The organism is Lentzea sp., assembly GCF_036380075.1.
Classification (GTDB): Bacteria; Actinomycetota; Actinomycetes; order Mycobacteriales; family Pseudonocardiaceae; genus Lentzea.
Map to the genome: position 1 here is coordinate 1 of NZ_DASVFL010000259.1, position 23,536 is coordinate 23,536.

A 23,536-nucleotide genomic window follows, 5' to 3' on the forward strand; every position below is an offset into this window, starting at 1 on the left:
GGGAGGTGCCCAGCCGGCGCAGCGCGGCGTTGCTGACGGCGCTGGGACATCTGCTGCCGGGGCTGTCCGGGCAGTGGGCTCGGGAGGGGGCCCTCGAACAGCCGAGACCGCGGTGGGACCTCGGGACGCTGGCGTTCGGGGAGTGCTGGATCGGGGACCGGTCGATCGACGCGGGCTACCTGGCGCTGCTGTGCGGCTACGCCTACGGCGGTGAGCGGCACGCCATGGTGTTCATGGTCGACGAGATCAGCGGCAGCCTCACGCGGCACGCGTTCCTCACGCGGCGGGTCGACGAGGCGCTGGAGCGGCTCGGGCAGCAGGTGCGGCTGGCCCCGATCACGCCGGAGGCCGCGCACTGGCTGCTCAGCCGCAGCTACGACCGGTTCGAGCGGCGGCCGGGGCTCGGGGTGAGCGAGGACGTGCACCAGACGCGGCTGCTGGTGCGGCGGCGGATCGCGCTCGCGCTGGGTCAGGTCGGCACGAACGAGGGCAGCACCGCGTCCACCTCGTAGCCGCCGTCGTCCGTCGGGCCCGCGGTGAGGGTGCCGCCGACCATCTCCACGCGGCCGCGCAGGCCCAGCAGGCCCTTGCCGGAACGCGGTGGGGCGGTGTCCGGCGTGGAGGCGGGCGGCGTGTTGCGGATGACGGCCCGGACGGTGCTCGGTCCACAGTGGATGGTGATCTCGGTCTGGGCGCCGGGGGCGTGCTTGTGCACGTTCGTCAGCGACTCCTGGACAACGCGGTACATCGTGCGGCGCACGGCGGGGGAGATGATGTCGGCGTTGCCGTGCTCGGTCAGGGTGATCTCCAGGCCCGTGGCGGCGGAGTCGGCCACCAGGCTGGACAGGCGGTCGGGCAGCACGTCCGGGATGCGGGCGGTGCGGCCGGAGCGCAGCACGCCGACCAGGTCGCGCATCTCCGCCAACGCCTGGCGGCCCGCGGTGCGCAGCTCCTCGGAGGCCTCGCGCACGCCGTCGTCCTTCGCGGCCATCCGCAACGCGCCCGCGTGCAGCACCATCAGGTTCAGGCGGTGCGTGACGACGTCGTGCATCTCCGAGGCCAGCCGGGTGCGCTCGTCGGCCCTGGCGCGTTCGGCCAGTAGCTCGCGTTCCAGGTCGGCCCGGTCCTGCAGCGACCGCGCGAGCAGGCGCCGGGTGTGCAGGCACAGGCCGGTCAGCGCGGCGACCGCGAGGGCGCCCATGCCCACCGGCCACGTGTCGCGCCAGGTCTCCAGCGCTGCCACGAGCAGCACCGGCACCAGGTCCTCCGCCCGCGTCACGCGGGTGACGATACTGCCGGTTTTGTGCTCCGGATCACCTACTCCAGCAGGGGATAGTCCCTACTTTCGCAGGTGGCGGGGCCTGGGGTTTCCGCCTGCCGGACACCGGTGTCCGGTCAGTCCTTTCGGAACAGCGCCGTCCAGAGGAAGGACCTCCCGAACGTCGCGGAGCCGGCGGGCTGCTCGGTCATGCGGCGCAGCTCGACCTCGGTGAGGTCCTGGAAGATCCACCGCAGGTCGTCCCGGCTATAGCCGACTCCACCCGCCAGGCCCCCTCGCCGGTAGAGCTCGGCGTCCGGCGCGGCGGTGCCCTCCTCGTCGGTGAAGCAGGTGAGGGCGAAGTGGCCGCCGGGCTCCAGCACGCGGTCGAGCAGGGCGAGGTAGCTGACCCGGCGGTGCGGCGGCAGGTGGTGGAAGCAGCCCGAGTCGTAGACCAGGTCGTACGAGCCCTCGGTCGTGAACGCGTCGCCGTGACGGAACCGCACGCCTAGTCCCTCCGCCCGTTCCGCCGCCCACGTGACGGCGGTGGCCGAGATGTCCACGGCGTCGACCTGGAACCCGTTGCGCGCCAGGAAGGCGCTGTTGCGGCCGGGCCCGCAGCCGACGTCGAGGGCCCTGCCGGGTGTGAGCAGGCCGCGGTCCAGGTAGCCGGCCAGGTTCTCGTCCGGCAGCGCCACGAAGAACGGGACGTCGCGCGAGCGGTCGGCGTAGAAGCGGTCCCACCAGTCGCCCGCCGCGGCGGTCCAGCGGTCGGCTCCCGGCGCGAACAGGCCGTCCAGCAACGTCAGGACGTCGTCGACCGTGCGGATGTTCCGGTTCACGCCACCCCCGAGGCAGAGGAGCCGATCTTACCGGCGCCGAGGCTTTCCCCGTTGCGCTCTCGTACGGTGTATGGGAGCCTTGACCTCATGATCTTCTGACTCCACCACCGCGACCCGTGTTCGTTTCCGGCTGTGGGGAGTTCGCCGTGTCAGGTCAGCTGACGCTCAGGAAGATCATCAAGAGGTACGGCCACCGGCGGGTGCTGGACGACGTCTCGCTGGCGGTCCGGCCCGGCGAGAAGGTCGGCGTCGTCGGGGAGAACGGCTCTGGCAAGTCGACGTTGCTGCGGCTGATGGCCGCCCAGGACGTGCCGGACGACGGCGAGGTGGTCGTCGAGGCGCGCGGGGTCGGGTACCTCGCGCAGGTGCTGGACCTGCCCGGCGGCGCGACGGTCGGCGACGCGGTCGACGCCGCGCTCGCCGAGCTCCGCCTGCTGGAGCGGCGGATCGCCGTCGCCGCCGAGGAGCAGCGGCTGGACGAGCTGGGTGAGCTGCTCACCGCGTTCGAGCTGCGCGACGGCTACTCGGCCGACGCACGGGTCGAGGCCGCCATGTCCGCGCTCGGCGTGGACATGGACCGGGACCGGCGCCTGGGCACGATGTCCGGCGGCGAACGGGCCCGGCTCGCGCTGGCCGCCGTGGTGTCCGCCAACCCGGCACTGCTGCTGCTCGACGAACCCACCAACCACCTCGACGACCAGGCGCTGGACTGGCTGGAGACGCGGCTGCGACGCCACCGGGGCACGCTGGTCGTGGTCACGCACGACCGGTTGCTGCTGGACCGCGTCACCACGGCGATCGTCGAGGTCGACAACCGGACGGTCACCCGGTTCGGCAACGGGTACGCGGGCTACGTCGCCGAGAAGAAGGCGGCACGGCGGCGTTGGGGGCAGGCCCACGCGGAGTGGGCCGGCGAGATCGGGCACTGGACGCGGTGGCGTGGCACGACGGCGCATCGCGTCGCGCCGGGACGTGCGATCCCCGACCACAACAAGTGCAAGTACAACGGCGACGGCCGGCGCGTGCAGGCGTCGATCCGGACGAGGGTGCGCAGCGCCTCCGAACGGCTGGAGCGGCTGCGCGCCGATCCGGTGCCGAAACCGCCGGAACCGTTGCGGCTCAGAGCGACGCTCGACGCGGCCGTGCGCGAGGGCGCGGTTCTGGAGTTCGGCGAGCTGAAGGTCGAGGCCGGGCAGCGGTTGCTGGTGACGGGACCGAACGGCTCCGGCAAGTCGACGTTGCTCGACGTGCTGGCGGGCGTGCGCGAACCGCGCCACGGCACGGTGGTCCGCAACGGCAAGGTCGGCTACCTGCCGCAGGAAACCGTTGTACGCCAACCGAAGCGGACCGTGCTGGAGGCGTTCGGCGGGAGTGCGGCGGAACTGGAGGCGCTGGGACTATTCCGGCGCTACGACTTCACGACTCCGGCGGGCGCGTTGTCGGTCGGGCAGCAGCGACGGCTCGCACTCGCGCGGTTGCTGCGGCGCGAGGCCGACGTGCTGCTGCTCGACGAGCCGACCAACCACCTGTCGCTCGCGCTGGTGGAGGAGCTGGAAGCCGCGCTCGACGGCTATCCCGGCGCGGTGATCGTGGCGTCGCACGACCGGTCGCTGCGCCGGAGGTGGAGGGGACAGGTGCTCGAAGTGGTCCAGGTCGGATGAACGTCTCGGCCGGATTCTTCGTCCGTTCGGCTGAAGGTCGTACCCAGGCCGGATTTGCATCGTTGACGAATGCATGACCTGTGACAACGAAGTCCCGGTCCCCGGAGCCCGGGTCCCCGTGCGCCGCCGGCAGTTCCTCGCGTTCCTGGTCGCGGCGCCGGTGCTCACCGTCGCCGTGCCCGGTACCGCCGAGGCCGTGGTCCCCACGCTGCCGCAACCGGCCGAGATCCTCGATCTCGGCGACGTCCTCATCCTGGCCGGCGCGCCGACGGAGGGCGCGCTCGCCGTGCTCAGCGTCGGCGAGGACGGCGTCGTCACCCTCGAACTGCCCCGCTGCGAGGTCGGGCAGGGCATCACCACCGCCACCGCGATGCTCGTCGCGGAGGAGCTCGACCTGCCGCTCGACCGGGTGCGCGTCGTGCTCGCCGACGCGCGTCCCGAGCTGCTGATGAACCAGCTCACCGGCGGTTCCAACACGATCCGGTCGGTGTACGGGCCGGTCCGCCGGGCGGCGGCGGTCGCGCGGGCCAGGCTGCTGGCGGCGGCGTCACGGCAGCAGGGCGTCGCCGTGGCGGAGCTGTCCACGAGGGACGGGGCGGTGGTCCTGCCGGACGGCCGCTCGATCGCCTACGGGCTGCTGACGTCGGCCGCGGCGCAGCTCACCGGGGTCTTCGCCGCGCAACCGAAACCGGCGAGCGAGCACCGGCTGGTCGGCACGCCGCAGTCGCGGATCGACGCCCGCGCGATGGTCACCGGTCAGTTCGAGTACACGCTCGACCACGACGTGCCCGGCGCGATGCCGACGGTCGTGCGCCGGCCGCCGACGATCAACGGCTCGGTGCGGTCGGTCGACTCCGGCGCCGCCAGGTCGATGCCCGGCGTGCTCGCCATCGGCGTGGTGCCGACGGGCGTCGCGGTGGTCGCGGAGACGTTCGGACAGGCCATGGCCGCCCGGGACGCGCTGAAGGTCACGTGGAACGCCGGCACCATCGACTCGTTGTCGGACAAGGAGATCCGCGACAAGCTGCGGGCCGCCGCACTGCCGTTCGTCGTGCCGCCGTTGCTGACCCAGCACGTCGACATGGAGTTCGACTTCGCGTTCGTCAGCCACGCGCCGATGGAGACGAACTCGGCGATCGCGGACGTGCGCGACGACCGCGCGGAGATCTGGGCGGGCCTCAAGTCGCCGATCGTGGCGCGGCAGACCATCGCGGCGGCCATCGGACTGCCCGAGGCCGCCGTCGAGGTGCACGTCGTGCAGGGCGGCGGGTCGTTCGGCCGCAGGCTCTTCTTCGACGCGGCGATCGAGGCCGCGCAGATCTCGAAGGCGTTGCGGCGCCCGGTGAAGCTCATGTGGTCGCGCACCGACGACCTGCGCCACGGCCGGGCGCGCGCCGCGAGCCACCACAAGCTGCGGGCGACGTTCGGGCTCGGCAACGTGCTGACGTTCGAGCACCGCGTGGCTTCGGTGGAGACCGACTTCCGGCACGGCCTCGGCGAGATCCTCACCGCCACGGCCGCGAAACTGCCGGTCGGCGGCAACCTCTCGTTCGCGCAGACGGTGTTCCTCACGACGTGCAAGGTGCCTTACAACTTCGGCGTCGTCACGTCGTTGCTCAACGAGGTCCCGCTGCGGATGCACACGGGCTCATGGCGGTCGGTCTACTCGGCGAACACCCGCGGCGCCGAGGAGATCTTGGTCGACCAGCTCGCGAAGAAGATGGGCAAGGACCCGGTCGCGTTCCGCCGCGAGTTCCTCAAGGACGCCCGCCAACGCGCCGTGCTCGACAAGGTCGCGGCCGAGGGGCAGTGGGGACGTGCGATGCCGCCGGGGTTCGCGCAGGGCGTGGCGTTCCACGACGAGTACAAGTCGTGCACGGCCTGCCTGGTCGAGATCGACGCCCGCGACCCGAAGAACCCGCGCGTGGTCAAGGCGGTCATCGCGGTCGACGTCGGCCGCCCGATCAACCCGCGCGGCCTGGAGGCGCAGATGCTCGGCGGGCTGACCGACGCCATCTCCACGACGTTGCGCGCCGGTCTGCACATCGACAAGGGCCTGCCGCTGGAGGGTTCGTACTCGCAGTTCCACTACGCACGGCAGAAGGACGCGCCGTTGGACGTGCGGATCCACGTGATGCCCGCGACCGGCGAACCGGGCGGCGCGGGCGAGCTGGGCGTGCCGGCCGCGGTGGGCGCGATCGCCAACGCCTACGCGCGGGCCACCGGTGTGGTGCCGCGCAGCTTCCCGATCATCTTCCCCGTCGACTTCGAGCCGTTCCCGCGCTGAAGGAGCGTCCTGTGCCCAGCTACACGATGATCGTCAACGGGAAGCCCGTCACCGTCGAGGCCCCGGCCGACCTGGCACTGCTGTGGGTGCTGCGCGACAAGCTCGGCGTGCGCGGCCCGAAGTTCGGCTGCGGCATCGGCGTCTGCCGCGCCTGCACGTCCCACCTGAACGGCGCGGAGATCCAGCCGTGCGTCACGCCCGTCGCGGAGTGCGCGGGGCAGGAGGTCACCACGATCGAGGGCCTGGCCTCCGGCGACGACCTGCACCCGGTCCAGGAGGCGTGGCTGGAGCAGGACGTCGCCCAGTGCGGCTACTGCCAGCCGGGCCAGATCATGGCCGCCGTCGCGTTGCTCCGGACGAAGAAGGAGATTTCGGACGACGACATCGACAGGATCGCGAACGTGTGCCGGTGCGGCACCTACTTCCGCATCCGGCAGGCCATCAAGAGCGCGGCGGCGAAGATGGCGTAGCTGATCGGCGCCCCCGGACCGCACGACCCAGGCGCTGTCCTGCAAGTCTCGTCCGCGATAGTCGCGGCCGAGGGCCCCGGAGGCGGCGCCGCCGCAGCGCCCGGATACGCCCGGTATGAGGACGCCGCGGCGGCACCGCCTCCGGGACGCTCGACCGTGACTCTCATCGAACGGACTTGCAGGACAGCGCCTAGCATCAGCGCGGCCACGAAGCCGGATCCGCCGGCGCAGGAGGATCCCCGTGCTGGCGCTGTCCGCGTTGTTGCTCGTCGCCGTGCTCGTCTGCGCGGTCGTCCGGCCGTGGGGCTGGCCGGAGGCGGTCGTCGCGGTGCCGGCGGCGGTCCTCGTCGTGCTCGTGGGCGCGCTGCCGGTCGAACACGCCGTGGACGAGGCGGTGCGGCTGGGGCCCGTGATCGGGTTCCTGGCCGCGATCCTCGTGCTCGCGCAGCTCTGCGACGACGAGGGGCTCTTCCACGCCTGCGGCACGTGGATGGCCCGTGCGTCCGGTGGCAGACCGCAGAGGTTGCTGGGCGGTGTGTTCGTCACGGCGTCGATGACCACGGCGGTGCTCAGTCTCGACGCGACGGTCGTGCTGCTCACGCCCGTGGTGTTCGCCACGGCCGCACAGCTGGGCATCAGGCCGAAGCCGCACGTCTACGCGTGCACACACCTGTCCAACAGCGCGTCGCTGCTGCTGCCGGTGTCGAACCTGACGAACCTGCTGGCGTTCGCGTCCAGCGGACTGAGCTTCACGCGCTTCGCGGCGCTGATGGCGTTGCCGTGGCTGGTCGCGATCCTGGCCGAGTACGTGGTGTTCCGGCGGTTCTTCCGCGCCGACCTGGGCGCGCCGGTGCACGCGCCGGAGACCGCGCCGGCGCCGGAGCTGCCGGTGTTCGCGCTGGCCACCGTCGGGCTGACGCTGGTCGGGTTCGTGGTCGCGTCGGCCACCGGGATCGACCCGGCGTGGGCGGCGTGCGCGGGCGCGGTGGTCATGGCGGTCAGGGCGCTCGCCAGGAAGCGCACGACGGTCGTGAAGCTCGTGAAGGCGACGTCGCTGCCGTTCCTCGCGTTCGTGCTCGGTCTGGGCCTCGTCGTGCGGGCCGTCGTCGACAACGGCCTCGACGACCTGCTCCGGCACGCCCTCCCCGGCGGCAACGGGCTGTGGGCGCTGCTCGGCCTCGCCGCGGTCGCCGCCGTGCTGGCCAACGTCATCAACAACCTGCCCGCCGTGCTCGTGCTGCTGCCGCTGGTCGTGCCGTTCGGGTCCGGCGCGGTGCTGGCGGTGCTGCTCGGCGTGAACCTCGGGCCCAACCTCACCTACGCCGGGTCGCTCGCGACGTTGCTGTGGCGGCGGATCGTGCACGACCACGACGCCGAGGTGCACCTGCCGGAGTTCACCAAGCTGGGACTCCTCGCCGTGCCTGCCACCCTCGTCGGCGCCGTCGTGGCACTGTGGGCGTCCCTTCAGCTGATCGGAGGATGACCATGACGGTGGTCGTGTGGATCGCCGACGACACCTGGCAGGACTGCGTCGACGCGGCCCGCGACCAGCAGGGGGAGTTCCTGCTGGTGCACGTCAGCGACGCGGCCGGCGCGGCCCACGGCGCGTTCGCCGGGTTGTTCGGCCGCCACTCGTCGCTCGACCCCGGCACGCGGGTGGACGACCTCGCCGCCGACCACGCCACCCGGCTCCTGGACGCGGCGGCCGACCGCTTGGGGCGTCCGTGCGCCAAGGAGACCCGCGTCGGCCGGGTCGAGCACGAGGTCGTCGCCGCGGCACGGGAAGCGTCCCTGCTCGTCCTGTGCCGCGACGGCGACGTGAGCCACGCCGGTCCGCGCAGCCTCGGCCCGGCGACCCGGTTCGTCGTCGACCACGCGCCCTGCCCGGTGCTCCTCGTCTGGCCGACATAATTGCTCACACGCAAACTTGCGTTCACGCACTTTTCTCGCATAGCCTGCGGCCATGCGAGCCAAGGGCATTGCGTACGACACCGGTTTCGTGCGCCACGGAGAGTTCTCGGTCGAGGAGTTCGACCTCGACGCGGTCCGCAGCGACCTGACCGTCATCCGCGACGACCTGCACTGCAACGCCGTCCACCTCGTCGGCGGTGATGCGGACCGCCTCGAACGGGCCGCGGAGGTCGCCGCGGACCTGGGACTGGAAATCTGGTTCTCGCCGTACCCGCTGGAGCTGACGCCGGACGAGATCCTCGGCCTGTTCGCCGACTGCGCCCGCGGGGCCGAGCGCGTCCGGCAGCGGGGCGCCGAGGTCGTCTTCGTGACGGGCGTCGAGCTCAGCATCATGAACTCCGGCTTCCTGCCCGGCGACGACGTCCTGCAGCGCCTGGGGCAGCTGCTCGGACAGCCCGAGCGGATGCGGGAGGTGGCCGGGAAGCTCAACGCGTTCCTCGCGGAGGCCGTCGGCGTGGTGCGCGAGCACTTCGGCGGCAGGCTCACCTACGCGTGCATCCCGTTCGAGAACCCCGACTGGGACCTGTTCGACATCAAGTCGTTCGAGCTGATCCGGTCCGCCGAGGTCGCGGGCGTCTACGCCGAGAGCATCAGGAACGTGGTGGCGCAGGGCAAGCCCGTCGCGATCACCGGCTTCAACACGGCGGCGTGGCGCGGTTCGGGGGCAGTGGCACCGCGCAGCATGGAGATCGTCGAGCACGACGAGACCGGCCGGCCGACGCGCGTGAAGGACGGCTACGTCCGCGACGAGGAGGAACAGGCCACGTACCTGCGTGAGGTGTTGCAGGTCCTGGAGGAGGAGAACGTCGACGGCGCGTTCGTCTACCTGTTCTCGCTCGGCAGCCACCCGCACCGGCCGGACGACCCGGGTCGTGACCTCGACATGGCCAGTCCCGGCATCGTGAAGGTCCTCGACGACGGCTCCTGGGAGCCCAAGGCCGCGTTCGGCGCGGTCGCCGAGGTCTACGCCCGGATCTAACTCGCTTGGCGCGCCGCGGAAAGCTCGTCAGACTCGACGGCACCATGAGCACCAGGCTGCGCGCGATCGCCCAGGAAACCGTCGAGATCTCGGAGCGGGGTTCGTACTCCACCGGTGCGGGCGAGGTCGTCGTCGACGTCGCCCGCGCGGTCGCGGGCACCCGGCTCCACCTGCCCGGCGAGGTGCTGCCACTGCCCTCGGAGACCGCGGGCACGCGGATCGACGTCACCAACAAGTCCACTTTGGACGCCGCCCGCCGGCTCGGCGGTGACGTCGCCGCGCTGAACTTCGCGTCGGCCCGCAAGCCCGGCGGCGGTTTCCTGAACGGCAGGGTGGCGCAGGAGGAGAGCATCGCCTACGCCTCCGCGCTGCACCCGTGCCTGCTCGCCGCCGGCGACTTCTACGCCCACCACCGCGCGGACCGCGACCTCGCCTACAGCGACCGCGTGATCTACTCGCCGCGCGTGCCGGTGTTCCGCGACGACGACGGGAACCTGCTGCCGGAGCCGTACGAGGTCTCGTTCCTCACCGCCGCCGCGCCCAACCGCGCGGCGATCCTGCGCGAGCAGCCCGAACGCGCCGACGACATCCCCCTCGCGCTGCTCCGCCGCACGATCCGCGTGCTGCACGTCGCCGCGTCGCACGGTCACCGCCGGCTCGTCCTGGGCGCGTGGGGCTGCGGTGTGTTCGGCAACGACCCCGGGACCGTCGCGAAGATCTTCGCCCTCGCGCTCAGGGACAACCGCTACTTCGAGCACGTCGTCTTCGCCGTCCTCGACCGCCAGGCGGGCGCGCCCACGTTCCAGGCGTTCGCCGACGCGCTGAGCCACGGTGGCACCACTCCTGACCTGCGCTGAGCCAACATGATGCCAAACTGAGCCAGATTTGCTTGCCGGTGGTGCCACCGTGTGCCATAGTGGTGCCATGGATCTGACCCCGTATGTGGCTTCCCTCGGCCGCGAGCTGCTGACCGCCGTCGAGACCGGCGGCGGCGAGGCGAACGCGCTGGTCGAGCGGTTGACCGTGACGATGGAGTCGGCGATCCGGCTGGCACTGCTCGAAGCGCTGTCCGCCGCCGCCGACGAGATCACCGCGGACCTGGCACCGGACTCGGTGCAGGTGCTGCTGCGGGGCCGCGACCCCAAGTTCGTCGTGACGCGGCGCGTGCCGGAGCCGGCGCCCGCCGTCGCGCCGGACCCCGTTCCCGCGGCTCCCGCCGAGGACGTGGTGGCCGGCTTCGACGACGGCACCACGGTGCGCATCAACGTCCGCCTGCCCGAACCGCTCAAGGCCGCGATCGACGAGGCCGCGGCCAAGGAGGGCCGTTCGGTCAACGCGTGGCTCGTGCGCGCCGCGTCCGCCCAGCTGAACCCGAAGCGCGAGTCCGTCGCCGAGGCGGTCACGAGCAGCATCACCGGCGCGACGCGTTTCGTCGGCTGGGTCCGCTAGCCCCACTCACCGCACCACTTCGCCCCGACCTGCGGGGATGCACCACCGACACCTTCTGAGGGGACAGCCATGCCTTCTTACGACACACCGGAACCGATTTCCGTACTGCTCGACGTCTACGCGGGGCACGTCCAGCTCGTCGCGTCCGAGCGCGCCACCACGACCGTCGACGTGCGGCCCTCCGACTCGTCCGACTCCTCGGACGTCGAGGCCGCGCGGAAGACCACGATCGACTACGCCGACGGCACGCTGGTGGTGCGCGGGCCCAAGCGCACGTTCGACTTCTCCAGGAAGACCCGGTCCGTCGACGTCGTGATCGAGCTGCCGGCCGGGTCCAGGGCGGACCTCGACGTGACGGCGGGCAGCATCCGCACCACCGGGGTGCTCGGCGCGACCGAGGCCGACCTGTCCGCGGGCAACATCCACCTCGACCGCACCGGCCCGCTCAAGGCCGACACCGGCGCCGGCCAGGTCAAGGTCGGCACCGTCACGGGCAACGCCGAGGTCAAGACCGGCAGCGGCCACATCCGCGTCGGCGCGGTCGGCGGCGCGCTGGTCGTCAAGAACTCCAACGGCCACATCGACGTCGGCACGGTCGAAGGCGAGCTGCGGGCCCGTTCCGCCAACGGCGACATCCGCGTCGAACGCGCCGCGGCGTTCGTGGAGGCCAGGACGGCGATGGGGTCCGTCGAGGTCGGCGAGGTCGTCAGCGACACCGTCACGCTGAACACCGCGATGGGCGGCATCGAGGTCGGCATCGCGCAGGGCACCGCCGCGTGGATCGACGCCAAGACGTCGTTCGGCCGCGTCACCAACACCCTCGACGGCAGCGACGGCCCCGGCGACGCCGCCCAGACCGTCAAGGTCACCGCACACACGTCCTTCGGCGACATCGCCGTCCGCCGGGCCTGAGGGGACTGGTCATGAACGCGATCACGGCCAGGGGCCTGCGCCGGTCCTACGGCGACCACGAGGTGCTCAAGGGCGTCGACCTCGACGTCCGGCGCGGCACCGTCTTCTCGTTGCTCGGCGCGAACGGCGCCGGCAAGACCACCATGGTCAAGATCCTGTCCACGCTGATCGGGGCGGACGGCGGCAGCGCGTCCGTCGCGGGCCACGACGTGGCGAACGACCCCGACGGAGTCCGCGGCGCGATCGGCGTCACCGGCCAGTTCTCCGCCGTCGACAACCTGATGACCGGCCGCGAGAACCTGAAGCTGATGGCCGACCTGCACCACCTCGGCCGCGAGCAGGGCAGGCGCAGGGCGGACGAGCTGCTCGCCCAGTTCGACCTGGTGGACGCGGCGGACAAGCCGGCGTCGGCCTACTCCGGCGGCATGCGGCGCCGGCTCGACCTCGCCATGACGCTCGTCGGGTCGCCCGAGGTGATCTTCCTCGACGAGCCGACCACCGGCCTCGACCCGCGCAGCCGCCGCGCCATGTGGCAGATCGTGCGGGAGCTGGTGGCGAGCGGCGTCACGATCTTCCTCACCACGCAGTACCTGGAGGAGGCCGACGAGCTCGCCGACCGGATCGCCGTGCTGGACCACGGCCGGATCGTCGCCGAGGGCACCGCGGACGAGCTCAAGCGCCGCATCCCCGGCGGGCACGTCCTGCTCCAGTTCGCCGACCTCCGCGACCTCGAAGCTGCCGCGGGGGTCGTGCGCGACGCCTCCCGCGACGGGGACGCGCTGGCGTTGCGCGTGCCGAACGACGGCAGCGTCAGCTCGCTCAAGGCGTTGCTCGACCGCCTCGACGAGTTCGCCGTGCCGGTCGAGTCGATCAGCACCCACACCCCCGACCTCGACGACGTCTTCCTCGCCCTCACCGGCGGCCGGCAGAAGGTGGAGCAGCCATGACGCACGTGCTGACCGACTCGGCGACGATGGTGCGCCGAAACCTGCGGCGGATGGTCCGCTACCCGTCGCTGACGTTCCAGCTCCTGATCATGCCGGTCGTGTTCCTGCTGCTGTTCGTCTACGTCTTCGGCGGCACGCTCGGCGCCGGGCTCGGCGGACCGTCCGGTGGCCGGGCCGAGTACCTCGCCTACGTGACGCCGACGATCATCCTGATGTCGGTCACCGCGGCGGTGCAGGGCACGAGCATCTCGATCGCGATGGACATGACCGAGGGCATCGTCGACCGGTTCCGCACCATGAAGATCGCCCGCGTGTCCGTGCTGACCGGGCACGTCGTGGGCAGCCTGGTCCAGACGGTCCTCGCCATGGCGTTCGTCTTCGGCGTCGCCGTCGCGATCGGCTTCCGGCCGCAGGCGAGCGCCCTCGACTGGCTCGCGCTGGCCAGTCTGCTGACCGCCATGTCGTTCGCGATGATCTGGCTCTCCGCCGCGCTCGGCCTCGCGAGCAAGACCGTCGAGGGGTCGAGCAACATCGGCCTGCCGCTGATCCTGCTGCCGTTCTTCGGCAACGGGTTCGTGCCCACCGACTCGATGCCGGCGGTGCTGCGGTGGTTCGCCGAGTACCAGCCCTTCACACCGTTCATCGACGCCCTGCGCGGCCTGCTCACCGGCGTGCCGATCGGCAACAGCGGCTACATCGCGCTCGGCTGGTGCGCCGTCATCGGGTTCGGTGGCTACCTGTGGTCCAAGAAGCTCTTCAACCGCGAATCCACCCGCTGAAGGAGATCCCGTCATGCTGCACGGCCTTCCCATGGACCGCGACGTGACCCCGTTCGACCCGCCCAGCGCGATCACGTCGGTGCGTTCGACCCGCCCGGTCAGTCCGATGCTCTTCCCCGACGGCCACGAGGGCTGGCTCATCACCGGCTACGACGCCGTCCGGCAGGCGTTGGCGGACACCAGGTTCAGCTCGCGTCAGGACCTGGGCGTCCTGCACATGCCCTACGCGACGCCCGGGATGCCCGAGTTCACCGAGCCGTCGCCGCAGGAGCCCGGCCTGTTCCTCAGCATGGACGCGCCCGACCACACCCGGCTGCGGCGCAAGCTCACCGGCGCGTTCACCGTCCGGCGGATGAAGGCGCTGGAGGAACGCATCGCCGAGATCACCGAACGGCAGCTCGACGAGCTGGCGAAGCTCACCCCGCCGGTCGACCTGGTGGCCGGGTTCGCGCTTCCCGTGCCGTCACTGGTGATCTGCGAGATGCTCGGCGTCCCGTACGCCGACCGCGAGACGTTCCAGACCAACTCCGCCAGGATCCTGGAACGCGACATCGACCTCGATGCCAAGATGGCGGCCTACGTGGCGGTCAGCACCTTCCTGACCGAGCTGATCACGGCCAAGCGCGCCGAACCCGGTGACGACCTGCTGTCCGACCTGGCCCGCGACGAGGACCTCGGCATCGCGGAGCTCGTCGGCATGTCGTTCCTGCTGCTGCTCGCCGGGCACGAGACGACCGCGAACATGCTGGCGCTCGGCACGTTCGCGCTGCTGGGACACCCGGAGCAGATGGCCGCGTTGCGGTCGGCGCCGGAGCGGATCCCGGACGCCGTCGAGGAGCTGCTGCGCTACCTCACCGTCGCCGACGTCTTCTTCCGGTACGCGGCGGAGGACATCGAGTTCCACGGTGAGACCATCCGCGAGGGCTCGACGGTCGTGCTGTCGCTGCTGGCCGGCAACCACGACCCCGAGCGCTACGAGAACGCCGACTCGCTGGACGTCCACCGCAACGCACGGGGTCACCTGGCGTTCGGGCACGGCGTGCACCAGTGCCTCGGCCAGCAGCTGGCCCGCATCGAGATGCGCGCCGGGTTCGAAGGGCTGCTGCGCCGCTTCCCGGCGCTGGAACTGGCCGTGCCGGCGCGGGAGGTCAGGCTCAGGACGGACATGACCATCTACGGAGTGCACGCCCTCCCGGTCACCTGGGAGTAGTCGCTAGACGGTGAAGCCGCCGTCGACGTTGACGCTGGCGCCGGTGACGTACGCACCGGCGTTCCCCGCCAACGCGGCGACGACCTCGGCGATCTCAGCCGGCGTCCCGTACCGCCCCAGTGCCGTCAGCCCGCGGATCTGCTCCGCCATCGGCCCGTCGGCCGGGTTCATGTCCGTGTCGGTCGGACCGGGGTTCACGACGTTCGCGGTAATCCCCAACGGCCCCAGCTCACGCGCCAGGCCCTTCGTCATGCCGATCAGCGCCGTCTTGCTCGCGGAGTAGAGCGCGAAGCCGGGGAACGGCGCGTACACGGCGACATTGCTGCCGATGCTGATGATCCGCCCGCCCTCGCGCATGTGCCTTGCGGCCGCCCGCGCCGCCAGGAACGGCGCCCGCACGTTCACGGCCATCGTGTGGTCGAACTCCTCCCGGCCGAGCCCCTCCAGCGGCCCGACCCGGAACACCCCGGCGTTGTTCACCAGGACGTCGAGCCGCCCGAACTCCGCCGCGGTCTCCTCGACCGCCGCCACCACGGCGTCCGGGTCGGCGCTGTCCGCCCGGATCGCCTTCACGCCCGCAGGTTCGGTGTTCTGGTAAGTGACCGCGACCCGTGCGCCCAGCGCGGCGAGCTTCGCGGCCACCGCGGCCCCGATGCCCCGGCTGCCGCCGGTCACCAGAGCCGCTCTTCCCTCGAGTGATCCCATGCCGGAAACCCTGGCCGAGCGGCGGCGGGGAGTCTGGCGGGAATCAGACCGCGGCTTTGGCCCGCAGCGGCGTCGAGACCTCGTGCAGATGCTCCAGCACGTACCCGTACGAGCGGAACAGCCCGCACTGCGCGTAGGAGATGCCGCGCTCCTGGCAGAACCGGCTCACGATCACCTGCGCGTGCTTGAGGTGCGGGCGCGGCATGCTCGGGAACAGGTGGTGCTCGATCTGGTAGTTCAGCCCGCCGAGCAGGACGTCGGTGAACCAGCCGCCGCGGATGTTGCGGGAGGTCAGCACCTGCTTGCGCAGGAAGTCGAGGCTGTGGCCGGCGCTCAGGACGGGCATGCCCTTGTGGTTGGGGGCGAAGGAGCAGCCCATGTAGAAGCCCCACAGGCCCTGGTGCACCAGCACGAACGCGATCGCGTACGCGGGGGAGAGGACCCAGAACACCACGCCGAGGTACACCACGACGTTCGCGATCATCAGCGGCCGCTCGCGACCGGCGTGCTTGATCGAGTGCACGTGCAGCGCGAAGCCTTCGAGCAGCAGCAACGGGAAGAACAGCACGGCCTGGTGCGAGGCGATCCACCGCAGCGGCCCGCGCTTGGCCTCGCCCTGGCGCTGGGTGAACGCGAGGACCGTGATGTCGACGTCCGGGTCCTCGTCCTCGTGGTTGGGGTTGGCGTGGTGGCGGTTGTGCTTGCCGACCCACCAGTCGTAGCTGACCCCGACCAGGCCGCTGTGGGCGTACCCGGCGATCTCGTTCCACCGCCGGGAGGCGAAGATCTGCTTGTGGCCGGCGTCGTGGCCGATGAACGCGAGCTGGGTGCTCATCACCGCGAGCACGACCGCGACCGCGAGCTGCCACCACGAGTCGCCCAGCAGCGCGAACGCCACCCAGGCCGCCGCGTACACCGCCAGGTTCGCGCCGATTCTGAAGTAGTAGTACCCGCGCCTCCGGTCGAGCAGGCCCGCCTGCTTGATCTCGGCCGACAGCTGGGCGAAGTCGCTCGCCTGGCGGTATGTCATTTGCGCAGAATGCCTGATCGCGACGGCCAAGTCATGCACGGGTGGTGAAGTCGTCCCCAACCGCTCCGGGCGACACGATGGAGTGATCATGATCTTGGTCCTCGGCGAGCCGCTGGCCCCCGCCCCGGCCGGTGCTGTCCAGTGCTGCCGCAACGGGCCCGGTGCGGGCCCGACCGGCAGAGAGGACCAGATCGCGTGGTCGACCACACGACCGTGCTCATCGCGGGCGCGGGGCCGGCGGGACTCGTCTTAGCCAACCTCCTGCGCGCGGCGGGGGTCGACACGCTCGTGCTGGAACGGGCGAGCCGCGAGCAGGTGCAGACCAGGGCGAGGGCGGGGTTCCTCGGCCCGAACAGCGCCAGGGTGCTGACCGAGCACGGTCTCGGTGCCGGACTTCTCCACAAAGGACAGTCGCACGGCGTCTGCGCTTTCCGTTGTGACGACGACGAGTTCGAGCTCGACTACTCCCGGCTGGGCCGCGGCGAGGTGCACACCGTGTACCCGCAGCAGGACCTAGTCACGGACCTCGTCGCCGAGTACCTCGGGCGCGGCGGCGACATCCGGTTCGGTGTCACCGTCACCGGTGTCGACCCGCACACCGCCACGGTCCGCTACCGCGACGAGCGGGGCGAGGACGTCGCCACCGGCCGGTTCCTCGCCGGGTGCGACGGCGGCAACGGCGTGACCCGCAAGGCCGTTCCCGCCCGGCGCCACCGCCAGGACCACGGCGTGAGCTGGCTGGCCGTGCTCGTGGAAGCCCCGCAGAGCATGTCCGCGGTGACCTACGCCGTCCACGACGACGGGTTCGCCGGCCACATGGCGCGCAGTCCCGAGGTGACGCGATACTACCTCCAGGTCCCTCCCGGCGACGACCCGGAGGCCTGGCCGGACGAGCGGATCTGGGCGGCGCTCGGCACCCGGATGCGCGTCGACTCCTTCGGCCAGCTCAAACAGGGCCCGGTCCTCGAACGGCGGCTCGTGCGGCTGCGTTCGGAGGTGGCCGACCCGATCCAGCACGACCGGCTGTTCCTCGCCGGCGACGCCGCGAGCCTGATCAGCCCGTCCGCCGCCAAGGGCGCCAACCTGGCGATCATGGAGGCCGAGGTGCTGGCGTCCGCGCTGACGTCGGCCCTGCGCGGCGACGAACGGCCGCTGGCCGCCTACTCGCGCACCTGCCTGCCCCGCGTCTGGCGGGCGCAGGAGTTCTCGCGCTGGATGATCGACCTCCTCCACCCGCAGGCCGACGACTTCCACCGCGCCCTGCGCCGCGCGCGGCTCGACAGCCTGCGCGACAGCCGCGCCCACCAAGACTTCTTCGCCGAGCAGTACGTCGGCATCTGAAACCCCGGGAACACACTCATCATGATCTCGACACGCACCCCCGTCCTCGCCGCGGCCGACCTCGACCGCCTCACCGCGGCGCTGGCGCTCATCGGCGACCACGACACCCACTCCGCGCTGGCGGCCGCGCTGCCGTCCCTCGACGCGGACCAGCGCGCGGCCGTGACGCGGCACGCGACCCTCGACCACGTGGCGTTGCTGATCTTCCCGGAAACGCTGGCGGGACTGGCGGACGAGCTGTCGGCCCGGGGCATCGAGGCCGGCACGATGACGCCCAGCGTGGTCGTCCGCGAACGGTTGAGCACCCGGTACTCCGTGCCCGTCGCGGACCTCCAGGTCGGCATCCTGCGCGCGCCCGTCACCGACCGCAACGGCTGGCCGTGCGAGCTGGAGATCTTCGTGATGGTGACGCCGCCATCGCTGGCGCACATCGCGGAGGACGAGCGCCGGCACGAGCGGGAAAGCCACGTCGCACTGGCCGTGCGCAGGCCGGATCCCGTGCTGCTGCGCGGTTTGCGGACGTTGGTCACGGGTGTCATGCGCCCCGACGGCGGCGGCTACAACGGGTACGAGAACAGCACCGTCCTGTACTTCCGCGACGCGCGCTGCGCCGATCCCGCGTTCCGCCGGCTCGAGCTCGTGGCCACCGGCCGTTTCCCGCAGCTGCAGGCGGCCCACCAGCGCGAGTCGTGCGCCGGCACCGAGCTGCTGCGCCTGCTGACCGGCGCGTGGGCGACGCAGGCGATCGCCACCGCCGCCGAGCTGCGCCTGCTCGACCACCTGGCGTCGTCCGCCGACCTGCCGTCGCTCGCCGCGGCCACCGGCACCGAACCTCGAAGTCTCGCAAGGCTTCTGCGCTACCTCGACTCGCTCGGCGTCGTCCACGCCTCCGGCGACGGCCACGCGCTGACCGACCTGGGCGAGCTGCTGCGCTCGGACCTCGCGGGCTCGATGCGGCCGCTGGCGCTGATGTACGGCGGCCCGTTCTACCGCTCGTTCGCCGAGCTCACCGAGTCGGTCCGCAGCGGGGAGGAGTCGTACGCGAAGGCGTTCGGCGCGCACCACTTCGCCCACATGGCGGCGGATCCGGCGCTCGCCGAGCTGTTCCACGGGTCCATGGCGGCGAGCAACGCGATGTTCACCGGCGTCACCAAGGTCGTCGACTTCTCCGGCGCCCGCACGGTCGTCGACGTGGCCGGCGGCAACGGCGAGCTGCTGTCCCGCGTGCTGCACGCCAACCCGTCGCTGCGCGGCGTCCTGCTCGACCTCCCGAACGCCCTGACCGCCGCCGAACTCCGCCTGGCCGACCTCGCCGGCCGGGTTTCCCTGGTACCAGGCGACTTCACGCGGTCGATCCCCGGCAACGGCGACGTCTACCTGTTGTCACGCGTGCTGCACGACTGGGACGACGACCAGTGCCGCACGATCCTGGCGACGTGCGCGCGCGACATGCCCGCGCACGCCGAGCTGCTGGTGGTCGAGCGGCTGCTGCCCGAAGCCGGCGCCGACTCCCTGGCCATCCCGTGGGACATCCACATGCTGTGCAACACGGGCGGCCGTGAACGTTCCGAGTCGCACTACCGCGCACTGCTGGCGGAAGCGGGCTTCGAACTGGTCGAGACGCACGCGCTGCCGTTGGACGCGCACGTGATGCGCGCCCGGCTGGTCTAGAAGCGCACGAGGCAGAAGGGGTGGCCGGCGGGGTCCGCGTAGACGTGGAACCGCTCGCCACCGCCTTCGAGCCGGCGCGCACCGAGCGCCTCCACCTGCTCGCCCGCCGCCGCCAGGTCGTCCACCCGCACGTCCAGGTGCAGGTGCGCCGACTCGTCCGGCCACTTCGGCGGTTGCCAGCTCTCGACCCGTGCGAACGCCACGCCGGGCCGGTCGGGCGCGTCCCCGATGACGACGAACCCGTCGTCGTCCTGCACCCGGACCATGCCGAGCACCTTCTCGTAGAACTCCGCGAGACCCCGCGGGTCGGGGCAGTCGATCACCAGGCCGTGCCAACGTCCGATCATGCGCGGGATCGTGCCACCGCACGCGGACATCCTCTGTCCTGGTTACCGCTGCTCCTTCAGGAACCCCAGGATCAACGCGACCAGCGCGTCCGGGAACTGGACGTGCGGGTAGTGGCCGGCACCCTCGATCACCTCCAGTCGTCCGAGCCCGGCCGGCATGGCCGCCACGACGGCTTCCCCCTCGGCGCGCGGGCTGGCCCAGTCGGGGTCCAGTGATCCCTGCACGACGAGCGCGGGGCAGCGGACGTCCCCAAGGCGCGCACCCGCGTCCGCGGCCGACGACGTGCCCACCTTCCGCAGGACCTTCATCCGGCCGGGCCGGCTCAGGTCCGCCTTGATGGAGCCGAGGTGCTCGGCGAAGCCCGCGGGCCTGGCGCCGGGAACCGCGTGCTCCAGGTAGCTCGTCCACTTGTCCAGGCTGCCGGTCAGGCCCATGCCCGTGAGCAGCAGCATTCCCCTGCGGTACCGGGCGTTCGTGAACAGGCCGCCGAGGTCGGGCTTCTGCGCGCGGGTGAAGGGTGTGACCTCCACGATCGCGCTGACCAGCTCGGGCTCCTGCGCCGCCGCGATGGTGGCCGCTCCACCGGCGAACGAGTGGCCCACGAGCACGGCCGGTCCGCCGAGGTGCCGGACCACGGCGAGCAGGTCGGCGGCCGCGTCGGTGCGCGTGTAGGACGGCCATTCGGCGCTCGACTCGCCGTGGCCGCGCTGGTCGACGTTCGCGACCCGGTACCCGGCCGCGACCAGCTGCGTCGCCACCTCGCGGAACGCCTCCCGGTTGTCGCCCATGCCGTGCGCGAGCACGACCAGCGGCCCCTCACCGGCCACGTCGTACGCGATCCGTCCACCCGCGAGCTCCAGGAACTCCGTCATCACTGTCCCACTCCGTTGGCTAAGCTGCTTTACCTAAAAGCTAATGGCATTAGCCTACGCCGTCAAGCGCGAGTTCGCCAGGAGGTCTGCGACCGGTCGGTCCACATGCGATCGGATCTCTGTGCCACGAGGGCGTGTCGCCTGCCCTCTTCCTGCCCGGTATTGACAGGGCTCCCGTCGGCGCACGACCATGGAAGCGCTCTCATAACCGGTCTGGACCAGTTCTCGGACACCTGATCGCCGACCGCCCTGAAGTCGGTCGGAAGGTCTGCTGGCAGAGCACCCCTGCACAAGGAGTCACATGCGCACCCGTACGAAGTGGTCGAGCGCGCTCGCCTCACTGGCGGCGATCGCGTCGGCGACCATCGCGGCCACGCCGGTACAGGCGATCGGCCCCGACCTGTTGCCGCTCAACGTCACCAACAACAGCGGCCGGTCCGAGGCCGTGCACCTGTACGTCCTCGGCACCGACATCCGAAGTGGACGACTCGGGTACGTCAACCAGGCGGGCTCGTTCACGCCGTGGTCGCCGGGCGGCAACCCGCCCACCCCCGCGCCGGACGTGTCGATCGCCGGTCCCGGACAGGGCGGCACCGCCACGCTCAAGGTGCCGCGGTTCATCTCCGGCCGCGTCTACATGTCGTTCGGCGAGAAGCTCAAGTTCCTCCTGACCCCCGACGGCCTGGTGCAACCGGCGCCGTGGGCGTCCGGCGACCCGAACAGCGGCATCCTGTTCGACTGGAGCGAGTTCACCTACAACGACGCCGGTCTCTGGCTGAACAGCTCCCAGGTGGACATGTTCGCCGTGCCGCACGCCGTGTCCGTGACGGGCGCGAGCGGTGCGACGAAGAAGACCGGTGAGCTGAAGTCCGGCGGGCGGGACGCCGTCATCAACGGCATCCGCGGCCAGGCCGGCTGGGGCGGGTCGGTCATGTCCCGTTCGGACGGCACGGTGCTGCGCGTCCTGGCGCCGGGCAAGGCCGCCGACGTCGGCAACTTCGACCGCAACTACCTCGACTCGTACATCACCCAGGCGTGGAACGCCTACACGGGCAAGACGCTGACCGTGCAGCCGTTCGGCGACCGCCCGGACGTGAAGTACTTCGGCCGCACGTCCGGCAACAACATGAACTTCACGAACTCCGCCGGCCAGCAGGTCGCGTCGTTCGCGAAGCCGTCCACGTCGAACGTGTGGGGCTGCGACGGCGCGCTCGGCGCACCCAACGACCAGGTGGTCGGCCCGATCGCCCGCACCCTGTGCGCCGCACTCCACCGCACCACGCTCGGCCGCATCGACGTGCAGCCCGGTGGCGGTCCCGCGGACTTCTACCAGGGCTCGATCACCAACCACTACTCGCGGCTGGTGCACCAGAACATGGTGGACGGCAAGGCCTACGGCTTCGCGTTCGACGACGTGCAGGCGCAGGAGTCGCTCGTGCACGACGGCGACCCGCGCTCGGCCGGCATCACCCTCACCCCGTTCAGCGGCGGTGGCAGCACCACCCCTCCGCCGGCGGGCAACGTCAGCGCCATCGCCAGCGACTGGCACGGCAAGTGCATCGACGTGCCGAACTGGAACTTCGCCGACGGCCAGCGCCTGATCGTGTGGGACTGCACGGGTGGCTCGAACCAGAAGTTCGAGTGGGTGAACGGCACGCTGCGCACCGAGAACAACAAGTGCATGGACGTGGCGTGGGGCTCGACGGCCAACGGTGCGGCCGTGCAGCTGGCGACCTGCTCCGGCAACCCCGCCCAGCAGTTCGTGCCGACCGGCATGGGTGAACTGGTGAACCCGCAGGCGCACAAGTGCGTGGACATCGCGGAGTGGAACCCGAACAACGACGCCGTCCTGCACATGTGGGACTGCGTGGGCGGCGCCAACCAGAAGTGGCACCGCGCCTGAAGTTCTTCCACACCTGACGCCGGGGCGCCTGCGCGCCCCGGCGTTTCCGCGCGTTGAGCGCGAAAACGGACCGACTCGCGAAAAACGGAGAAGCGGGTCGAGAAAATTCTCGACCCGCTTCTCCGGTGTACGCCGCCAGGGACTCGAACCCCGGACCCGCTGATTAAGAGTCAGCTGCTCTAACCAACTGAGCTAGCGGCGCTTGTTTGTGTGCCGGAGCCGTGCTGTTTCCGACGTGAAGAACGTTAGCACAGGGCATCCGACGGGTTTCCCGGCGGGGTCACCTGCCGCGCGCGAAGCCGGTGTGGATGAGCCACTGCGCCGCCGTGTAGGTCGGCATCACGCCGGCGGAGGCGAGTCGCGCGGAGCGTCCTCCGAGGACGAACCGGCTGGCGCCGAGCAGGGCGTCGGAGGCCGCGAACAGCGCTGCGCCAACGAGAACTCGTCGTGAGCCCGCGCCGCGGACCGTCGAGGCGGCGGCCACCATCGTGCCGAGGGTGAGGGCGTAGAGGCCGACCGGTCTGCCCAGCGGGCCCGCCGCGCGGGAGAAGGCGAAGGCCGCCGCGGTGGAGGCGGCGACGATCGGGAGCACCGCCTTGCGGGTGCCGGGGGTGGAGCGGCGGGCCAGTGCCGCCGTGTAGCCGAGGTGGGCTGCCAGGAAGCTGAAAAGGCCTGCTCGGAAGGCCTCGTCGGAGGATCCGAGCAGGGCCACGTCGCCTGCCCACGAGCCGGCCAGGCCCACCGCCATGCCGGGGTCTCGGGGCGGGCTCGCCAGGGCGAGGGCCGGCATCAACGACGTTTTGGTGACCTTGCGCACGTTGCCGGTGGTCGGCACGGTCGCCGCGATCGAGTCCACGATCGCGGCAACCGCGTAGGCCTGGTTCTTCATGAGCACCTTCTC

General features: G+C 71.3%; 22 protein-coding genes, 1 tRNA gene and 1 pseudogene. 16 read left to right on the forward strand and 8 right to left on the reverse strand.

Annotation, left to right across the window (positions count from 1 at the left end; all coding sequences use genetic code 11):
- A pseudogene (locus VF330_RS28095) lies at nt 1-512 on the forward strand (hypothetical protein); the annotation flags it as partial.
- On the opposite strand, the gene VF330_RS28100 reads toward VF330_RS28095, so the two are convergent.
- Both VF330_RS28100 and VF330_RS28105 read right to left on the reverse strand, forming a co-directional pair.
- A complete protein-coding gene (locus VF330_RS28100; protein WP_330854694.1) occupies nt 470-1,279 on the reverse strand; it encodes a sensor histidine kinase in 810 nt (269 codons plus the stop codon). The pseudogene VF330_RS28095 and the gene VF330_RS28100 sit on opposite strands and share 43 nt — an antisense overlap.
- Before the next feature lie 116 nt (nt 1,280-1,395).
- Nucleotides 1,396-2,100 (reverse strand): class I SAM-dependent methyltransferase, encoded by a 705-nt coding sequence (locus VF330_RS28105; protein WP_330854695.1) that lies wholly within the window; start codon nt 2,098-2,100, stop codon nt 1,396-1,398.
- 146 nt (nt 2,101-2,246) lie between these two features.
- On the opposite strand from VF330_RS28105, the gene VF330_RS28110 reads away from it, so the two are divergent.
- From VF330_RS28110 to VF330_RS28165, 12 genes are all read left to right on the forward strand, one after another.
- On the forward strand, nt 2,247-3,761 hold the full coding sequence (locus tag VF330_RS28110; RefSeq protein WP_330854696.1) for an ABC-F family ATP-binding cassette domain-containing protein: 1,515 nt from the start codon (nt 2,247-2,249) through the stop codon (nt 3,759-3,761).
- 73 nt (nt 3,762-3,834) lie between these two features.
- Nucleotides 3,835-6,048, forward strand: a complete 2,214-nt coding sequence (locus VF330_RS28115) for a xanthine dehydrogenase family protein molybdopterin-binding subunit (protein WP_330854697.1) — start codon at nt 3,835-3,837, stop codon at nt 6,046-6,048.
- A gap of 11 nt (nt 6,049-6,059) precedes the next feature.
- Nucleotides 6,060-6,518, forward strand: a complete 459-nt coding sequence (locus VF330_RS28120) for a (2Fe-2S)-binding protein (RefSeq protein WP_330854698.1) — start codon at nt 6,060-6,062, stop codon at nt 6,516-6,518.
- Between the two features lie 241 nt (nt 6,519-6,759).
- Entirely contained in the window at nt 6,760-8,001 is a 1,242-nt protein-coding gene (locus tag VF330_RS28125; RefSeq protein ID WP_414675466.1) for an SLC13 family permease, read from the forward strand.
- Nucleotides 8,002-8,003: 2 nt separating this feature from the next.
- Nucleotides 8,004-8,429: a universal stress protein gene (locus tag VF330_RS28130; protein ID WP_330854699.1), complete on the forward strand. Its 426-nt coding sequence runs from the start codon at nt 8,004-8,006 to the stop codon at nt 8,427-8,429.
- Nucleotides 8,430-8,481: 52 nt separating this feature from the next.
- A complete protein-coding gene (locus tag VF330_RS28135) occupies nt 8,482-9,468 on the forward strand; it encodes a hypothetical protein (protein WP_330854700.1) in 987 nt (328 codons plus the stop codon).
- A gap of 44 nt (nt 9,469-9,512) precedes the next feature.
- Entirely contained in the window at nt 9,513-10,325 is an 813-nt protein-coding gene (locus tag VF330_RS28140; RefSeq protein ID WP_330854701.1) for a TIGR02452 family protein, read from the forward strand.
- Nucleotides 10,326-10,392: 67 nt separating this feature from the next.
- Entirely contained in the window at nt 10,393-10,917 is a 525-nt protein-coding gene (locus tag VF330_RS28145) for a ribbon-helix-helix protein, CopG family (RefSeq protein ID WP_330854702.1), read from the forward strand.
- 69 nt (nt 10,918-10,986) lie between these two features.
- Nucleotides 10,987-11,829, forward strand: a complete 843-nt coding sequence (locus VF330_RS28150) for a DUF4097 family beta strand repeat-containing protein (RefSeq protein ID WP_330854703.1) — start codon at nt 10,987-10,989, stop codon at nt 11,827-11,829.
- Nucleotides 11,830-11,840: 11 nt separating this feature from the next.
- Nucleotides 11,841-12,776, forward strand: coding sequence for an ATP-binding cassette domain-containing protein (locus VF330_RS28155; protein WP_330854704.1), 936 nt, complete (start codon nt 11,841-11,843; stop codon nt 12,774-12,776).
- The gene (locus VF330_RS28160) at nt 12,773-13,555 is read left to right on the forward strand and encodes an ABC transporter permease (RefSeq protein WP_330854705.1); all 783 of its coding nucleotides are present in this window, start codon (nt 12,773-12,775) and stop codon (nt 13,553-13,555) included. The genes VF330_RS28155 and VF330_RS28160 overlap by 4 nt, the downstream gene beginning before the upstream one ends.
- Before the next feature lie 13 nt (nt 13,556-13,568).
- Complete coding sequence (locus VF330_RS28165) at nt 13,569-14,765, forward strand: cytochrome P450 (RefSeq protein ID WP_330854706.1); 1,197 nt, start codon at nt 13,569-13,571, stop codon at nt 14,763-14,765.
- Between the two features lie 3 nt (nt 14,766-14,768).
- On the opposite strand, the gene VF330_RS28170 is transcribed toward VF330_RS28165, so the two are convergent.
- Nucleotides 14,769-15,470: an SDR family NAD(P)-dependent oxidoreductase gene (locus VF330_RS28170; protein ID WP_330854707.1), complete on the reverse strand. Its 702-nt coding sequence runs from the start codon at nt 15,468-15,470 to the stop codon at nt 14,769-14,771.
- Between the two features lie 43 nt (nt 15,471-15,513).
- Entirely contained in the window at nt 15,514-16,500 is a 987-nt protein-coding gene (locus tag VF330_RS28175) for an acyl-CoA desaturase (protein ID WP_330854708.1), read from the reverse strand.
- A 195-nt stretch (nt 16,501-16,695) separates the two neighbouring features.
- On the opposite strand from VF330_RS28175, the gene VF330_RS28180 reads away from it, so the two are divergent.
- Nucleotides 16,696-17,841, forward strand: a complete 1,146-nt coding sequence (locus VF330_RS28180; RefSeq protein WP_330854709.1) for a 4-hydroxybenzoate 3-monooxygenase — start codon at nt 16,696-16,698, stop codon at nt 17,839-17,841.
- Nucleotides 17,842-17,862: 21 nt separating this feature from the next.
- Nucleotides 17,863-19,512 (forward strand): methyltransferase, encoded by a 1,650-nt coding sequence (locus VF330_RS28185; protein ID WP_330854710.1) that lies wholly within the window; start codon nt 17,863-17,865, stop codon nt 19,510-19,512.
- Here VF330_RS28185 and VF330_RS28190 read toward each other — a convergent pair.
- Together VF330_RS28190 and VF330_RS28195 are read right to left on the reverse strand one after the other, a co-directional pair.
- The gene (locus tag VF330_RS28190) at nt 19,509-19,859 is read right to left on the reverse strand and encodes a VOC family protein (RefSeq protein WP_330854711.1); all 351 of its coding nucleotides are present in this window, start codon (nt 19,857-19,859) and stop codon (nt 19,509-19,511) included. The two genes, VF330_RS28185 and VF330_RS28190, sit on opposite strands and share 4 nt — an antisense overlap.
- 42 nt (nt 19,860-19,901) lie before the next feature.
- Entirely contained in the window at nt 19,902-20,732 is an 831-nt protein-coding gene (locus VF330_RS28195) for an alpha/beta hydrolase (RefSeq protein ID WP_330854712.1), read from the reverse strand.
- A 301-nt stretch (nt 20,733-21,033) separates the two neighbouring features.
- Here VF330_RS28195 and VF330_RS28200 point away from each other — a divergent pair, with 301 nt between their 5' ends.
- On the forward strand, nt 21,034-22,635 hold the full coding sequence (locus VF330_RS28200) for a glycoside hydrolase family 64 protein (RefSeq protein ID WP_330854713.1): 1,602 nt from the start codon (nt 21,034-21,036) through the stop codon (nt 22,633-22,635).
- Nucleotides 22,636-22,763: 128 nt separating this feature from the next.
- Here VF330_RS28200 and VF330_RS28205 read toward each other — a convergent pair.
- Together VF330_RS28205 and VF330_RS28210 are read right to left on the reverse strand one after the other, a co-directional pair.
- Nucleotides 22,764-22,837, reverse strand: a tRNA-Lys gene (locus tag VF330_RS28205).
- A 78-nt stretch (nt 22,838-22,915) separates the two neighbouring features.
- Nucleotides 22,916-23,524, reverse strand: coding sequence for a lysoplasmalogenase (locus VF330_RS28210; RefSeq protein ID WP_330854714.1), 609 nt, complete (start codon nt 23,522-23,524; stop codon nt 22,916-22,918).
- Nucleotides 23,525-23,536 lie beyond the last annotated feature (12 nt).

What these genes read in the sequence shown, in the direction of transcription:
- VF330_RS28115 (WP_330854697.1), top strand. Translation starts at nt 3,835, where the DNA reads ATGACCTGTGACAACGAAGTCCCGGTCCCCGGAGCCCGGGTCCCCGTG.
- VF330_RS28130 (WP_330854699.1), top strand. Translation starts at nt 8,004, where the DNA reads ATGACGGTGGTCGTGTGGATCGCCGACGACACCTGGCAGGACTGCGTC.
- VF330_RS28135 (WP_330854700.1), top strand. Translation starts at nt 8,482, where the DNA reads ATGCGAGCCAAGGGCATTGCGTACGACACCGGTTTCGTGCGCCACGGA.
- VF330_RS28140 (WP_330854701.1), top strand. Translation starts at nt 9,513, where the DNA reads ATGAGCACCAGGCTGCGCGCGATCGCCCAGGAAACCGTCGAGATCTCG.
- VF330_RS28145 (WP_330854702.1), top strand. Translation starts at nt 10,393, where the DNA reads ATGGATCTGACCCCGTATGTGGCTTCCCTCGGCCGCGAGCTGCTGACC.
- VF330_RS28150 (WP_330854703.1), top strand. Translation starts at nt 10,987, where the DNA reads ATGCCTTCTTACGACACACCGGAACCGATTTCCGTACTGCTCGACGTC.
- VF330_RS28155 (WP_330854704.1), top strand. Translation starts at nt 11,841, where the DNA reads ATGAACGCGATCACGGCCAGGGGCCTGCGCCGGTCCTACGGCGACCAC.
- VF330_RS28160 (WP_330854705.1), top strand. Translation starts at nt 12,773, where the DNA reads ATGACGCACGTGCTGACCGACTCGGCGACGATGGTGCGCCGAAACCTG.
- VF330_RS28165 (WP_330854706.1), top strand. Translation starts at nt 13,569, where the DNA reads ATGCTGCACGGCCTTCCCATGGACCGCGACGTGACCCCGTTCGACCCG.
- VF330_RS28170 (WP_330854707.1), bottom strand. Translation starts at nt 15,470, where the DNA reads ATGGGATCACTCGAGGGAAGAGCGGCTCTGGTGACCGGCGGCAGCCGG.
- VF330_RS28175 (WP_330854708.1), bottom strand. Translation starts at nt 16,500, where the DNA reads ATGACATACCGCCAGGCGAGCGACTTCGCCCAGCTGTCGGCCGAGATC.
- VF330_RS28185 (WP_330854710.1), top strand. Translation starts at nt 17,863, where the DNA reads ATGATCTCGACACGCACCCCCGTCCTCGCCGCGGCCGACCTCGACCGC.
- VF330_RS28190 (WP_330854711.1), bottom strand. Translation starts at nt 19,859, where the DNA reads ATGATCGGACGTTGGCACGGCCTGGTGATCGACTGCCCCGACCCGCGG.
- VF330_RS28195 (WP_330854712.1), bottom strand. Translation starts at nt 20,732, where the DNA reads ATGACGGAGTTCCTGGAGCTCGCGGGTGGACGGATCGCGTACGACGTG.
- VF330_RS28200 (WP_330854713.1), top strand. Translation starts at nt 21,034, where the DNA reads ATGCGCACCCGTACGAAGTGGTCGAGCGCGCTCGCCTCACTGGCGGCG.
- VF330_RS28210 (WP_330854714.1), bottom strand. Translation starts at nt 23,524, where the DNA reads ATGAAGAACCAGGCCTACGCGGTTGCCGCGATCGTGGACTCGATCGCG.